Raw genomic sequence first — 14,042 nt, forward strand, 5'->3', positions numbered from 1 at the left:
ATTCTTGACCGGTCGCTACCTAGGCTGCGAGCCGTCTCCTGCAACCCCTGCAGGGCCGGTCGAGCCCCCTCCATGCTGAAGAACCTCCGGTTGCGCCCCGAAGCCCTGACCCTGCTGGTCAGCGTCGCGCTGCTGCTTTTCTACAACCTGCCGCTGTGGCGCCATGTCGCACAGATCGTGCCCGACCCCTGGTTGCGGGTGGTCTTCGGCTTGCTGGTGGTGCTGATCTTCAACCTGGTGCTGACGTTGTTTTCCTTCCGCTGGGTGTTCAAGCCACTGCTGACGCTGGTGCTGCTGGGCAGCGCCGGGGTGCTGTATTTCATGACCCAGTACGGCGTGGTGGTGGACATCGAGATGCTGCGCAATGTCGCCGAGACCGATGTCGGCGAGGTGCGTGACCTGCTGACCCTGAAGTTCGCCGGCTTCCTGCTGCTGTTCGGCGTGCTGCCGGCCGGCTTGCTGTGGCACCTGCAGATCGGCCATCGCCCGCTGCTGCGTGAGCTGCTCAGCAAACTGCTGGTGACGGTGGCTTGCCTGGTGGCCCTGGGGGCGATCGCGTTGAGTAACTACCAGGCGCTGGCCTCGTTGTTCCGCAACCACCACGAGCTGCGCCTGATGGTGGTGCCGAGCAACTATCTGGGCGCGTCGTTCAGTTACCTGCGCACTCACTTCGCCACGGCGGACGAGCCCATGCGGGCCATTGGTACCGATGCCCGCCGTGCGCCCGCCTGGCAGGGCCATGCACGCAAGTCCCTGACGGTGCTGGTGGTGGGGGAGAGCGCCCGTGCCGCCAACCTCGGGCTGCTGGGCTACGGCCGCGACACCACGCCGCTGCTGGCGAAGCAGCAGGGCCTGACCGCCTTCACCCAGATGCGCTCCTGCGGCACCGAAACCGCCGTGTCGGTGCCCTGCATGTTCTCCAACATGACCCGCAGCGATTACAGCTACGCCCGCGCCAAATCCCAGGAAGGGCTTTTGGACGTGCTCAAGCACGCCGGCCTGGCGGTGCGCTGGCGCGATAACCAGTCCGGCTGCAAGGGCACCTGCGACCGCGTGGCCTTCGAGGACATGGGCAACGCCAAGGACCCCAGCCTGTGCGCCGACGGCGAATGCCACGACGCCATCCTCCTCGACGGGCTGCAGGGCTATATCGATAACCTCAAGGACGACAGCGTGCTGGTGCTGCACCAGATGGGCAGCCATGGCCCGGCCTACTACAAGCGCTACCCGGCTGCCTTCGAGCGCTTCACCCCGGTGTGCCGCAGCGCGACCCTGAGCGACTGCTCGCGGGAGAGCATCATCAACGCCTATGACAACACCCTGGTCTACACCGACTACCTGCTGTCGAGCCTGATCGACCTGCTGCGCAAGAACCAGGACCGCGTCGACACGGCGATGATCTACCTCTCCGACCACGGCGAATCCCTCGGCGAATACAACCTCTACCTGCACGGCACGCCCTACGCGATGGCACCGGACGAGCAGAAGCACGTGGGCCTGCTGACCTGGTTCTCCGAGGGCTACCAGAAGGACTTCGGCCTGGACAACGCCTGCCTCGGCAGCCAGCGCGACAAGCCGGTGAGCCAGGACAACCTGTTCCATTCCATGCTCGGCCTGCTGCAGATCGAGACCGGCGAATACCAGCGCGACCTGGACCTCTTCGCACCTTGCCGGAGGTCGGCGTCCTGATGACCCTGTCCCCCTGGTTCGGGCGCTGGCGCCAGCGGCAGATCGCCCGGCGCGCCCTCAAGGCCGCCGGCGAGCCCAACCTGGTGCTCGACCTGCCGTGCGGCCTGGGGCGTTCCTGGGCGCTGCTGGCCGAACACCCGAACCGCTTCATCCTCGCCGCCGACCCCTCGCGGGAGGTGCTCGACCGTGCCCTGGCCGCCCGCAGCGGCCCCCTGGTGGAGCGGGTGCGCGGCTTCCAGACCTCGGTGCTGGCCATCCAGCTGCCGGAGAACGCGGTGGACAGCATCCTCTGCCTGCAGTCGCTGAGCCGCCTGAGCCCCGAGCAACGCCTGATGGCCCTGCGCGAGCTGCGCCGGGTGACCCGCGACACGCTGATCCTCTCGCTGCCGGTGGACGGCAACCTGGAGGCCTGGCACTGGCGGCGCCACCGGGGCGAGGGCGCCAGCGTGCCGCCGTTGCGCCGTGACGTGCTGGAGGACGAGTTCCGCCAAGTGGGCCTGCAGATCCTCTCGCACCAGGACTTCCTGCCCGGCTGGGCGATGGTGCGCACCTATGTCCTACGCAAGGACGGGTGATGGAAAAGCCGGTTACAGCTGAACCTTTCCCATTTGCGTCACCTAAGCACTATCATCGCGCCTCCCCGGCATCCCGTTACGGGCGCCCGGCAGTTCGCATTTCCTTTCCAATTGGATGGACTCCGAGACATGAGTAGAACCCGCAACCCGTTGGGCGCCTACCGCCCGACCCTGGGCAGCCACCTGGCCTTCACCCTGTCGTGTGGCCTGGTGTTCCTGGTGATGTACACCCTGTTGCGGGGGGCGTTGCTGGTCTACAACCGCGAGCTGATCGGCGCCACCCCGGCCGCCACCTTCGTCGAGGCCTTCTTCAACGGCTTCCGCTTCGACCTGCGCCTGACCATCTACGCCCTGGCGCCGTTGCTGCTGTCCATTCCCTTCGCCGGTGCCATGGCCGCGCGCCGCCTGCACCTGGTGTGGTTGACCGGCTTCGCCAGCGTCACCCTGTTCTTCGGCCTGCTGGAGCTGGATTTCTACCGTGAATTCCACCAGCGCCTGAACAGCCTGGTGTTCCAGTACATGAGCCAGGACCCGAAAACGGTGCTGAGCATGCTTTGGTACGGCTTCCCGGTGGTGCGCTATCTGCTGGCCTGGGCCATCGCCACCTGGCTGCTGTTCAAGCTGTTCCAGTGGCTGAGCCGGGTGCACCGCCCCCGTGGCGAGGCGCTGGCGGGCGAGGGCAGCGGCCGCGCCGCCATCGCCCCCTGGTACCTGCGCGTCGGGGTCTTCGGCCTGGTGCTGGTGCTCGCCGTGGTCGCCGCCCGTGGCACCCTGCGCCAGGGCCCGCCGCTGCGCTGGGGTGATGCCAACACCACCGACTCGGCCTTCGCCAACCAGCTCGGCCTCAACGGCACGCTGATGCTGATGAACGCCGCCCAGGCGCGCTTCTCCGAAACCCGTGACAACCAGTGGAAGGCCAGCCTGCCGGAAGGCGAGGCCCAGGACGTGGTCCGCGACATGCTGCTGACCCCGCAGGACCAGCTTGTGGACGAGGGCAGCGCCGCCGTGCGCCGCCTGCTCACGCCCAATGCCGATGGCAGCCTGCCGGTGCGCAACGTGGTGGTCATCCTTATGGAGAGCCTGGCCGGGCACTACGTCGGCGCCCTCGGCGGCAAGGGCGACATCACCCCCAACTTCGACCGCCTGAGCAAGGAAGGGCTGCTGTTCACCCGCTTCTTCTCCAATGGCACCCACACCCACCAGGGCATGTTCGCCACCATGGCCTGCTTCCCCAACCTGCCGGGCTTCGAGTACCTGATGGAGCAGCAGGAGGGCACCCACAAGTTCTCCGGCCTGCCGCAGCTGCTCAGCGCCCGCCAGTACGACGACCTGTACGTCTACAACGGTGATTTCGGCTGGGACAACCAGCTGGGCTTCTTCGGCAACCAGGGCATGCGCAACTTCGTTGGCCGCAATGATTTCGTGAACCCGGTGGTCTCGGACCCGACCTGGGGCGTTTCCGACCAGGACATGTTCGACCGCGCCGCCCAGGAGCTGAAGGACAACTACGGCAGCAAGCCCTTCTATGCGTTGTTGCAGACTCTCTCCAACCACACCCCCTACGCGCTGCCCGAACAACTGCCGGTAGAGCCGGTGACCGGTTTCGGCTCGCTGGACCAGCACCTCACCGCCATGCGCTACTCCGACTGGGCCCTGGGGCAGTTCTTCGAGAAGGCCAAGCAGTCGCCGTACTACAAGGACACCCTGTTCGTGATAGTCGGCGACCACGGCTTCGGCACCCCCGAGCAGCTCACCGACATCGACCTCTACCGCTTCAACGTGCCGCTGCTGCTGATCGCCCCCGGCCTCCAGGAGAAGTTCGGCGCGCGCACCGATGTGGTCGGTACCCAGGTGGACGTGGTGCCCACCATCATGGGCCGCCTCGGCGGCGAGACCCGCCACCAGTGCTGGGGCCGCGACCTGCTGAGCCTGGCGCCGGAAGACAAGGGCTTCGGCGTGATCAAGCCCTCGGGCAGCGACCAGACCGTGGCCATGGTGGCCGACGGGCGCATCCTGGTGCAGCCGCGTGGTGGCGACCCGCTGCTCTACGACTACCGCCTCAACAGCGAGCAGGGCGCGACCCGCGTCGAGGACCCGGAAGCGGTACAAGCCATGAGCCGTCGCCTCGAAGCCTTCATCCAGGTGGCCACCAAGAGCCTGCTGGGCAACACCACGGGCGTCGTCGACGCCAAGTGACCCCCGCCGCCCCGGAGCCATTCCGGGGCGCACTCCCTCGCTTAACGGCGCCCTGTTCCTCGCGGAGCGGGCGCTGGCAGAACTGCCAATACGTCTGGCATGCAGGAAAAACCCCGGGCTCTCCCGAGCGGTAAGAATCGACTGACCGCCACCCCATAGGCTGTTTCTCTTCCGGAGCAGCAGCCCTGAGGGCGGCATTTCCCGCAGGGCGCCCCGGTGTCCGCCGGGTGGCCCAGGTCATCAAGGTTCGTTGCATGCCGCATAACAACAAGATCCGCCCGTTCTTCGCTACCGCCTCGTTGCTGTTCCTGCTGCCGGCCCTGCCGGTTCTCGCCGATTGCGGCCAGGCCGGGGTGGAGCGGGGCGCCAATGCCTTCGCCGCCGAATGCTCGGTGTGCCACGCCGCCAGCAAGGATGCCGCGCCGGGCATGGGGCCGAACCTGGCCGGGGTGATCGGCCGCAATGCCGGCAGCCAGCCCGGCTTCGCCTATTCCCAGGCGATGAAGGCCCGCGCTCAACCCTGGCAGCAGGACAGCCTGCAAGCCTTCATCGCCCAGCCGCAGGCCCAGGTGCCCGGCACCTACATGCCCTATGCCGGCCTGGCCGACGCGACGGATCGCCAGGCCATCGCCTGCTTCCTCGCCCAGCAGCACTGAGGCGCCCCGGAACTCCCATGAACGAGGAAAGAACATGAGCAAGGTTGACGTACTGCCGCAGGTCGCGGCCTTCCTGCAACGCCGCCACGGCTGCTTCATCGACGGCCAGTGGGTGGTGCCCGAAGGCGCTTCCACCCCGGTGCTGAACCCGGCCACCGGCGAGGTGATCGCCGATGTGGCGGAAGCCGATGACGTGCTGCTGGACCGCGCCGTGCAATCGGCCCACCGCGCCTTCAAGGCCGGCGTCTGGTCGGGCCTGCGCCCGGCCGACCGCGAACGCATCCTGCTGCGCTTCACCGCGCTGGTGGAAGAGCACGGCGAGGAGCTGGCGCAACTGGAAACCCTGAGCCAGGGCAAGTCCATCAACATGGCGCGGATGCTCGATGTCAGCGCCACGGTGGAGTTCATGCGCTACATGGCCGGCTGGGCGACCAAGATCGAGGGCCAGACCCTGGACGTGTCCATCCCGCTGCCCGAAGGCGCGCGCTTCACCGCCTTCGCCCGTCGCGAGCCGGTGGGCGTGGTGGCCGGCATCGTGCCCTGGAACTTTCCACTGATGATCACCACCTGGAAACTGATGCCGGCGCTGGCCTGTGGCTGCACGGTGGTGATCAAGCCGGCCACCGAGACGCCGCTGACCGCGTTGCGCCTGGCCGAGCTGGCGCTGGAGGCGGGCATTCCGCCGGGCGTGTTCAACCTGGTGACCGGGGGCGGCGCCACCGTGGGCAACGCCCTGGCCTCGCACCCGCTGATCAACAAGGTGTCCTTCACCGGCTCCACCGCCGTGGGCAAGAGCGTCGGCGTGGTGGCGGTGCGCAACATGACCCGCTTCGCCCTGGAGCTGGGCGGCAAGAACCCGATGATCATCCTCGCCGACGCGGACATCGACAAAGCCATCGGCGGCGCGCTGCTCGGCGGCCTGCTCAACCAGGGCCAGGTCTGCGCCGCGGCGTCGCGCTTCTATGTGCAGCGCTCGCGCTACGACGAGTTCGTCGAGAAGCTGGCCGCCGCCGTGTCCGGCATGAGCATCGGTGCCGGCATGGACTGCACGGCAGCCATCAACCCGCTGGTGTCGCGCAAGCAGCAGCAGGGCGTGCTGCGCCATATCGAGCTGGCCCGCAGCGAGGGTGCCCGTGTGGTCACCGGGGGCACGCCGGTGGACAGCGAAGGCTTCTACGTGCGCCCCACGGTGCTGGCCGATGTCGACCACTCCATGACCGTCTCCCGCGAGGAAGTGTTCGGCCCGGTGCTGTCGGTGATCCCCTTCGACGACGAGGAGAGCGCCATCGCCATGGCCAACGACAGCGAATACGGCCTGGCCGCCAGCCTCTGGACCAACGACCTGACCAAGGCGATGAACCTGGTACCGCGCATCGAAGCGGGCACCGTGTGGGTCAACGCCCACGTGCTGCTGGACCCCAACATGCCGTTCGGTGGCGTCAAGCAATCGGGCATGGGCCGCGAGTTCGGCCGCACCGTCATCGAGGCCTACACCGAGCTGAAATCGGTGTGCATCGCCCACTGAGCAAGTGCGACACCCTCCTAATTCACAGGCCTTCGGGCCTGTTTTTTTATGGGGTGGAGTCATTCCTCGCCTGTGTCGACGGCTCGCTCGTAGGGCGGGTGAAACCCGCAGATGTCCTGTGTGGGGTTGTCGGGTTTCACCCGACCTACGCGACGCAAACCCGGTCCCCGGTCATAACCAAATCTGTTGGCCTGGCCCGGAATCAAGGCTAGGCTTCCGGCATTTCCCTGATCGGGCGCCTGCCGTGAATATCGATACCCGCATCAAGTTCCGCCACCTGGTGTGCTTTCTCGAAGTGGCGCGCCAGGGCACCCTGGCGCGGGCGGCGGACAAGCTGGCGGTGAGTCAGCCGGCCATTTCCAAGACCCTCAAGGAGCTGGAGGACCTGCTCGGCGCCAGCCTGTTCGCGCGCAGCAAGAGCGGCGTCACCCTTACCGAGGCGGGCGTGGCCTTCATGCGTTACGCCGGCCCCTGCGTGCAGGCGTTGCGCGATGGCGTGGACAGCCTGCGCAGTGGCGAGCACGAGTCCGCCACCCTGCGCCTGGGCGTACTGTCCACGGTGGAGAGCCTGCTGGTGCCCGAGGTGGTGCGCCGCCTGCACGCACGCCACCCGACCCTGGTGGCCAGCGTGGTGACCGGCCCCAGCGCCTACCTGCTGTCGCAGCTGCACGTGGGCGAGCTGGACCTGGTGGTGGGGCGCATGACCGACAGCCCGCAGATCCAGGGCCTGCTGTTCGAGCACCTGTACAGCGAGTCGATGACCCTGGTGGTGCGCCCCGGCCACCCGCTGCTGGCGGGGCCGCCGGCACGGGAGCGGCTGCAGGATTACCCACTGGTGCTGCCGCTGGCCGGGACCACCATCCGCAAGTACGCCGATGCCTTCTTCGTGCAATGCGGCATCAACCCGCCGCGCCAGCGCCTGGAGACCCTGTCCGTGGCCTTGAGCCGGCGCTACGTGCAGACCAGCGAGGCGATCTGGATCGCCCCCACCGACGCGGTGCAGCTGGACCTGCGCCGGGGTGAGCTGGTGGAACTGCAACTGGGCATCCAGGAACCGGGCGGTTCGGTGGGCATCTGCAGCAACGCCGCGCTGCCGCTGCCCCTGGCGGCGCACTGGTGCGTGGAGGTGCTGCGGGAGCTGGGGCAGTCCTACCGCGAAGGGCAATATCCTTAACTGAATGGTTATGGATGGGTGGCGTTATTTCAGTTTTACCGCCGCCAGCGAGGCGCGACACTCCGCCACAGCCTGCTGCCCCGCAGCCTCCATAAATCCAATAAGAAGGAGATCGACATGTCCGATGCGGAACAGAGCCGCTTCGTCATTCGTGACCGCAACTGGCACCCCAAAGCCCTGACGCCTGACTACAAGACCTCCATTCCCCGTTCCCCGCGCCAGGCGCTGGTGAGCATCCCGCAATCGGTTTCCGAAACCACTGGCCCGGACTTCTCGCACCTGAAGCTGGGGCGTTTCGACAATGACCTGCTGCTCAACTTCGACCACGGCGGCCTACCCATCGGCGAGCGCATCATCGTCGCCGGGCGTGTCTGCGATCAGTACGGCAAGCCGATCCCGCATACCCTGGTGGAGATGTGGCAGGCCAACGCCGGCGGCCGCTACCGCCACAAGAACGACCGCTACCTGGCGCCGCTGGACCCGAACTTCGGCGGGGTCGGCCGCGCGCTGACCGACAGCGAGGGCTACTACAGCTTCCGCACCATCAAGCCCGGCCCCTATCCGTGGCGCAACGGCCCCAACGACTGGCGCCCGGCGCATATCCACTTCTCCATCAGCGGCCCGTCGATCGCCACCCGGCTGATCACCCAGCTGTATTTCGAGGGGGACCCGCTGATCCCCATGTGCCCCATCGTCAAGTCCATCGCCAACCCCGAGGCGGTGCAGAGCCTGATCGCCAAGCTCGACATGAACGCCGCCAACCCCATGGATTGCCTGGCCTACCGCTTCGACATCGTCCTGCGCGGCCAGCGTCGGACCCACTTCGAAAACCGCTGAGGAGCTGCGCGCATGCCCATTCAATTGCTGCCGGAAACCCCGTCGCAAACCGCCGGCCCCTACGTGCACATCGGCCTGGCGCTCGCCGCCGCCGGCAACCCGAGCCGCGACCAGGAGATCTGGAACGAAATGGCCAAGCCCGGCGCACCCGGCGAGCACATCCTGCTCATCGGCCACGTCCATGACGGCAACGGCCACCTGGTGCGCGACTCTTTTCTCGAGTTCTGGCAGGCCGACCATGAAGGCCGCTACGACAGCGCCTTCGACCTGGAGAAGCCCTTCAACGGCTTCGGCCGCACCACCACCACCTTCGATGCCGGCGAATGGACGCTGAAAACCATCAAGCCCGGCGTGGTGCACAACGCCGCCGGGGTGCCGATGGCGCCGCACATCAACGTCGCGCTGTTCGCCCGGGGCATCAACATCCAGCTGCAGACGCGCCTGTACTTCGACGACGAAGCCGACGCCAACGCCCGGTGCCCGGTGCTCAACCTGATCGAGCAGCCGCAGCGGCGTGAAACCCTGGTCGCCAAGCGCTGCGAGGTGGACGGCAGGCTCGCTTACCGCTTTGATATCCGCATCCAGGGGGAAGGGGAAACGGTCTTCTTTGACTTCTAACGCGCAGATTCATGAGGCGGGTCAGCCCGCCGAAGCGGTCCTCGATCGCGTGCGGCGACACTTCAATGCCGTGCTGGAGGCGCGGGGCTACCGTGCCGACAGCGCGCAGCAGGCGGCCATCGAGCACCTCGGCGACTGGCTGGGCAAGCACCTGGCCGCCCGCCATGGCTGGTTCCGCCGGCCGGTGGCGGGCGTCTACCTGTGGGGTGGCGTCGGCCGTGGCAAGAGCTTCGTGATGGACGCCTTCTTCGCCGCGGCGCCGGTGCAGGCCAAGCGCCGCGTGCACTTCCACGCCTTCCTGCAGGAGCTGCAGGTGCGCATGCTCGCCTTCAGCGGCCAGGCCGACCCGCTGGTGCGCGTGGCCCGGGAGATCGCCCAGCAGACGCGCCTGCTGTGCTTCGACGAATTCCACGTGCACGACATCGGTGACGCCATGCTGCTCGGGCGCCTGCTCAAGGTGCTGGTGGAGGAGGGCGTGGGCCTGGTCTGCACCTCCAACTACAGCCCCGACAAGCTCTGCCCCAACCCGCTGTACCGCGAGCGCTTCCGCCCGGCCATCCAGCTGATCGAGAAGCGCTTCGACGTGGTTTCCCTGGATGCGGGGCAGGATTACCGCCAGCACAGCACCGAGCTGGAAGCCTGGGGCGATTACTGCTGGCCCGAGCCGGATGACGGCGGCGCATCGATCCGCCGTGCCCTGGGGCTGGGGGAGGGCGCCTTGCTGGACCAGGTGCTGGAGGTCAATCACCACCCGCTGCGGGTGCATGCCCTGGAGGGCGACCGTGCCTGGCTGGACTTCCACGAACTGTTCGCCACGCCGCGCTCGGCCAGTGACTACCTGTGGCTGATCGAGCATTTCCCGCATATGGCGGTGGGCGGGCTGGACCGCCTCGGTGACCACCCCCAGGACGTCAGCCAGCGCTTCCTCAATTTCATCGACATCGCCTACGACCGTGGACTGCACCTGCGGCTGTACTCCGCCGTGGCGCTGGAGCAGCTGGCCGAAGGCGGCAATGCGGTGGACTTCGCCCGCACCCTGAGCCGCATGAAGCAGCTGCGCAGCGTGAAGCTGGATGCTGCCCAGTAGTCCCGTATTCGCGAGGGTGCGCCGACAATTGCGATAACCGCCCACCGCTTCGATAATCGCCCGACTCTCGCCGTGACCGCCAAGGACAACAACAATGAGCGACGAACAACGCGTCCCCCTACCGCCCCTGGCGCCGCCCATCATCGCCTCGCCGGCCAAACGCATCGAAGCCTTCACCGGCGACCCCAACTTCATGACTTCCCTGGCCCGCGGCCTGGCGGTGATCCACGCCTTCCAGGAGCGCAAGCGCCACCTGACCATCGCCCAGATCAGCCACCGCACCGAGATTCCCCGCGCCGCTGTGCGCCGCTGCCTGCACACGCTGATGAACCTCGGTTACGTGACCACCGACGGGCGCACCTATTCGCTGCTGCCCAAGGTGCTCACCCTCGGCCACGCCTACCTGTCGTCGACGCCCCTGGCGGTCACCGCGCAGCCGATCCTCGACCGCCTCAGCGAGCAGCTGCACGAGGCCTGCTCCATGGCCACCCTGGAGGGCGACGAGATTCTCTACATCGCCCGCTCGGCCACGCCGCAGCGGTTGATCTCGGTGGACCTCAGCGTCGGCAGCCGCCTGCCGGCCTATTGCACCTCCATGGGCCGCATTCTTCTCGCCGCGCTGGATGACGCGGCGCTGGAGGAGTACATCGAGCACGCCGACCTGCAGATCAAGACCAGCCGCACCGTGCACACGCCCGAGGGGCTGCGCGCGAGCGTCGCGGAGATCCGCACCCAGGGCTGGGTGATCATCGACCAGGAGCTGGAAGTCGGCCTGCGCTCGGTGGCGGTGCCGCTGAAGGACTCCGCCGGCCAGGTGCTCGCCGCCCTTAACGTCGGCACCCACGCCGGGCGCGTCACCCGCCAGGAATTGGAGACGCGCTTCCTGCCGGTGCTGCTGGAGGCCAGCAAGGAAATCAGCGCGCGTCTGTTCCAGTGAGGGCATTCCCACGCGGCGTGGATGTCGCTCCGACATCCACGCACAGCACCGCTTGCAAAGCGTTCGATAAGCGCACGCATAGTCGATTATCGAATTGAACTGCCCCGGGCCTCTCCGTAGTGTTTGCCGGGCCGCACGACACGATGCGGCGCCATAAAAACAATGAGAGTCAGCCATGGCCAGCAGCCATCCGCAGCGCGCAAGCGCTCCGTCGTCGCACGCCGCAGGGGTTCGCCTGCCGGGCACGCTCATTCCTGTCTCATTCGCGCAGTCCGGTTTAGAGGTCGAACCCATCGACCCGCGCCGCGCGAAGACGCCTTCACAGGAACTTCCTACATGACCCGCCCTGCACAGCTACCGGCCGCCGGTACCCTCGACGTCCAATCCTTCATCAATGCCCAGCCTCTGTCCCGCTACCAATGGCGGATCGTGCTGCTGTGCTTCCTCATCGTCTTCCTCGACGGCCTCGACACCGCCGCCATGGGCTTCATCGCCCCGGCCCTGACCCAGGACTGGGGCATCGACCGCGCCAGCCTCGGCCCGGTGATGAGCGCCGCGCTGATCGGCATGGTCTTCGGCGCCCTGGGCTCCGGCCCGCTGGCCGACCGCTTCGGCCGCAAGATCGTGCTGGTGGTGGCGGTGTTCCTCTTCGGCCTGTTCAGCCTGCTGTCGGCCTTCAGCAGCAACATCGACCAGTTGCTCGCCCTGCGCCTGCTCACCGGGCTGGGCCTGGGCGCGGCGATGCCCAACGCCACCACGCTGCTCTCCGAATACACTCCGGAACGGCTCAAGTCGCTGCTGGTGACCAGCATGTTCTGCGGCTTCAACCTCGGCATGGCGTCTGGCGGCTTCGTCTCCGCGAAGATGATCCCGGCCTTCGGCTGGCACAGCCTGCTGCTGCTCGGCGGCGTGCTGCCGCTGCTGCTGGCGGTGGTGTTGGTTGTCTGGCTGCCGGAATCCGCCCGCTACCTGGTGGTGCGCAATCGCGGTGCCGACAAGGTGCGCCAGGTGCTGGCCCCCATCGCCCCGGCGGAAGTGGCCGTGGCCACGGACTTCAGCGTGCCGGAGCAGAAAACGGTGCAGAGCCGCAACGTGCTCAAGGTGGTCTTCGCCGGCACCTACAGCGCCGGTACCCTGTTGCTGTGGCTGATCTACTTCATGGGCCTGGTGATCGTCTACCTGCTCACCAGCTGGCTGCCGACGCTGATGCGCGACAGCGGCGCGAGCATGGAGCAGGCCGCCTTCATCGGTGCGCTGTTCCAGTTCGGCGGCGTGCTCAGCGCCGTGGGCGTGGGCTGGGCGATGGACAAATTCAACCCGCACAAGGTCATCGGCGTGTTCTACCTGCTGGCGGGCGTCTTCGCCTACTTCGTCGGCCAGAGCCTGGGCCAGGTCACCCTGTTGGCGACCCTGGTGCTGCTCGCCGGCATGTGCATCAACGGCGCCCAATCGGCCATGCCGTCCCTCGCCGCACGCTTCTACCCCACCCAGGGCCGCGCCACGGGCGTCTCCTGGATGCTCGGCATCGGCCGCTTCGGCGCCATCCTCGGCGCCTGGATCGGTGCCACGCTGCTGGGCCTGGGCTGGAACTTCGAACAGGTGCTCACCGCGCTGGTGGTCCCCGCTGCGATCGCCACGGCGGCGGTGGTGATCAAGGGGCTGGTGAGCCATGCGGATGCGACCTGAGAGGACCTGTTTGGGCTGCCTCTTTGAGATCATGCCCAGAGATTTTTGATCAGCGCTCGGCCTCTACGAGGCCGATATTGAGGGATAGGACATCGTGCTACTGAACAGCCTGTTCTCCCCAGGTGACTAGGTGATCGAGGGACTGATGAGTCATGAGGGGGCGGCCCGTTATCGGTGTCTCGGCTTGGGTCTGATGCGCCGGGGCTTTCCTTCCCTGCGTATCCGGACCGATCCCGTGACCCACCGTCCTTGGCGGTATCCAACGCACATCTTTCCCCGCCAGATGCGGGGTGCTGGCGGCTCTATCCGAGCAGTCCCCGTGACCTTCGCCTTCTTCCTTCCCCGTTTCTTGACCGTTCATCTACTGGACCGGTCGTCGGCAGACAGGCGGTTTTCAACCAGGGACAGGCGGTGGCCTTTGTGTCTGAGCTAAAACAATAGCGACAACTTCCAACGCGAATCACTGTCGGACAATAAGCCAATTGTCCTGATGCCTTTAAGGCCGACTCAGAGATTCGTTGTATGACTATTGGAGTTTTCGCAATGGACCTGCTAGCCGAATCTGCTCGTTTACCTGAGTTCCTCCCACCATTCGACGAGAGGAGTCGTCCTGTCCAATCGGGCTTCTCGTTAATTGAAATGATGGTGGTGGTCGCGCTGCTGTCGTTGTTCGCCGGCATCGCCTTGCCGTCATTCGGCACGTTGATCCAATCCAATCGCGTGGAGTCCAGCGCCTTTTCCGCTTTTCGTGTACTGCAGTTGGCACGCTCCGATGCCGTCACCACTCGTTCTCCGCAGACGCTGTGCCAAAACGGTAGTGCAGCCGAATGGTTGCTGGTTCGGGCAGCAAATTGCAGCTCCCTGGATGACAACCTGGTTGCCCAGCGCCTGAGCTTGCCCAGCAGCCTTACGGTCACCAGTACCGTGAGCAGTGTGCCGTTTCGATCGGATGGCACCGCGACTGCCATGACGCTGACGCTGTCCAGCAAGAGAACCAGCAGTGTCTATACCGTCAAGGTGGCTGGGTCCGGCTTTATCACCATGTCATCGAGCAAGTAGCCC

The 14,042-nt window shown here is 66.6% G+C and carries 12 protein-coding genes; all 12 read left to right on the top strand.

Features of this window, described 5'->3' with window-relative positions; all coding sequences use genetic code 11:
- Positions 1–72 precede the first annotated feature (72 nt).
- The 12 genes from OEJ36_RS17090 to OEJ36_RS17145 all read left to right on the top strand — a co-directional run bounded on the left by OEJ36_RS17090 (position 73) and on the right by OEJ36_RS17145 (position 14,039).
- Positions 73–1,689 carry a phosphoethanolamine transferase gene (locus tag OEJ36_RS17090; protein WP_263402527.1) on the top strand — a complete coding sequence of 539 codons (1,617 nt, stop codon included), beginning with the start codon at positions 73–75 and terminating at the stop codon, positions 1,687–1,689.
- Positions 1,689–2,264 (top strand): class I SAM-dependent methyltransferase, encoded by a 576-nt coding sequence (locus OEJ36_RS17095; RefSeq protein ID WP_263402528.1) that lies wholly within the window; start codon positions 1,689–1,691, stop codon positions 2,262–2,264. The genes OEJ36_RS17090 and OEJ36_RS17095 overlap by 1 nt, the downstream gene beginning before the upstream one ends.
- Before the next feature lie 129 nt (positions 2,265–2,393).
- Entirely contained in the window at positions 2,394–4,460 is a 2,067-nt protein-coding gene (locus OEJ36_RS17100) for an LTA synthase family protein (RefSeq protein WP_263402529.1), read from the top strand.
- Positions 4,461–4,714: 254 nt separating this feature from the next.
- Positions 4,715–5,116, top strand: coding sequence for a c-type cytochrome (locus OEJ36_RS17105; RefSeq protein ID WP_263402530.1), 402 nt, complete (start codon positions 4,715–4,717; stop codon positions 5,114–5,116).
- 34 nt (positions 5,117–5,150) lie between these two features.
- Positions 5,151–6,641, top strand: coding sequence for an aldehyde dehydrogenase family protein (locus tag OEJ36_RS17110; protein WP_263402531.1), 1,491 nt, complete (start codon positions 5,151–5,153; stop codon positions 6,639–6,641).
- Between the two features lie 244 nt (positions 6,642–6,885).
- On the top strand, positions 6,886–7,815 hold the full coding sequence (gene pcaQ / locus OEJ36_RS17115; RefSeq protein WP_021221002.1) for a pca operon transcription factor PcaQ: 930 nt from the start codon (positions 6,886–6,888) through the stop codon (positions 7,813–7,815).
- Between the two features lie 117 nt (positions 7,816–7,932).
- Positions 7,933–8,652, top strand: a complete 720-nt coding sequence (gene pcaH / locus OEJ36_RS17120) for a protocatechuate 3,4-dioxygenase subunit beta (protein WP_263402532.1) — start codon at positions 7,933–7,935, stop codon at positions 8,650–8,652.
- A gap of 12 nt (positions 8,653–8,664) precedes the next feature.
- Positions 8,665–9,270 carry a protocatechuate 3,4-dioxygenase subunit alpha gene (pcaG, locus tag OEJ36_RS17125; protein WP_263402533.1) on the top strand — a complete coding sequence of 202 codons (606 nt, stop codon included), beginning with the start codon at positions 8,665–8,667 and terminating at the stop codon, positions 9,268–9,270.
- A gap of 49 nt (positions 9,271–9,319) precedes the next feature.
- Complete coding sequence (zapE, locus tag OEJ36_RS17130) at positions 9,320–10,357, top strand: cell division protein ZapE (RefSeq protein WP_263402534.1); 1,038 nt, start codon at positions 9,320–9,322, stop codon at positions 10,355–10,357.
- Positions 10,358–10,451: 94 nt separating this feature from the next.
- On the top strand, positions 10,452–11,294 hold the full coding sequence (locus tag OEJ36_RS17135) for an IclR family transcriptional regulator C-terminal domain-containing protein (protein WP_263402535.1): 843 nt from the start codon (positions 10,452–10,454) through the stop codon (positions 11,292–11,294).
- Between the two features lie 336 nt (positions 11,295–11,630).
- Positions 11,631–12,980, top strand: coding sequence for an MFS transporter (locus OEJ36_RS17140; RefSeq protein WP_263402536.1), 1,350 nt, complete (start codon positions 11,631–11,633; stop codon positions 12,978–12,980).
- 543 nt (positions 12,981–13,523) lie between these two features.
- Positions 13,524–14,039 (top strand): GspH/FimT family pseudopilin, encoded by a 516-nt coding sequence (locus OEJ36_RS17145; RefSeq protein WP_263402537.1) that lies wholly within the window; start codon positions 13,524–13,526, stop codon positions 14,037–14,039.
- Positions 14,040–14,042 lie beyond the last annotated feature (3 nt).

Source organism: Pseudomonas sp. PDM13, assembly GCF_025685765.1.
GTDB classification, from domain to species: domain Bacteria; phylum Pseudomonadota; class Gammaproteobacteria; order Pseudomonadales; family Pseudomonadaceae; genus Metapseudomonas; species Metapseudomonas solani.

Bases quoted from the DNA above. Each gene is read 5' to 3' on its own strand.
- OEJ36_RS17090 (WP_263402527.1), top strand. From the start codon at position 73: ATGCTGAAGAACCTCCGGTTGCGCCCCGAAGCCCTGACCCTGCTGGTC.
- OEJ36_RS17095 (WP_263402528.1), top strand. From the start codon at position 1,689: ATGACCCTGTCCCCCTGGTTCGGGCGCTGGCGCCAGCGGCAGATCGCC.
- OEJ36_RS17100 (WP_263402529.1), top strand. From the start codon at position 2,394: ATGAGTAGAACCCGCAACCCGTTGGGCGCCTACCGCCCGACCCTGGGC.
- OEJ36_RS17105 (WP_263402530.1), top strand. From the start codon at position 4,715: ATGCCGCATAACAACAAGATCCGCCCGTTCTTCGCTACCGCCTCGTTG.
- OEJ36_RS17110 (WP_263402531.1), top strand. From the start codon at position 5,151: ATGAGCAAGGTTGACGTACTGCCGCAGGTCGCGGCCTTCCTGCAACGC.
- pcaH (WP_263402532.1), top strand. From the start codon at position 7,933: ATGTCCGATGCGGAACAGAGCCGCTTCGTCATTCGTGACCGCAACTGG.
- pcaG (WP_263402533.1), top strand. From the start codon at position 8,665: ATGCCCATTCAATTGCTGCCGGAAACCCCGTCGCAAACCGCCGGCCCC.
- OEJ36_RS17135 (WP_263402535.1), top strand. From the start codon at position 10,452: ATGAGCGACGAACAACGCGTCCCCCTACCGCCCCTGGCGCCGCCCATC.
- OEJ36_RS17140 (WP_263402536.1), top strand. From the start codon at position 11,631: ATGACCCGCCCTGCACAGCTACCGGCCGCCGGTACCCTCGACGTCCAA.
- OEJ36_RS17145 (WP_263402537.1), top strand. From the start codon at position 13,524: ATGGACCTGCTAGCCGAATCTGCTCGTTTACCTGAGTTCCTCCCACCA.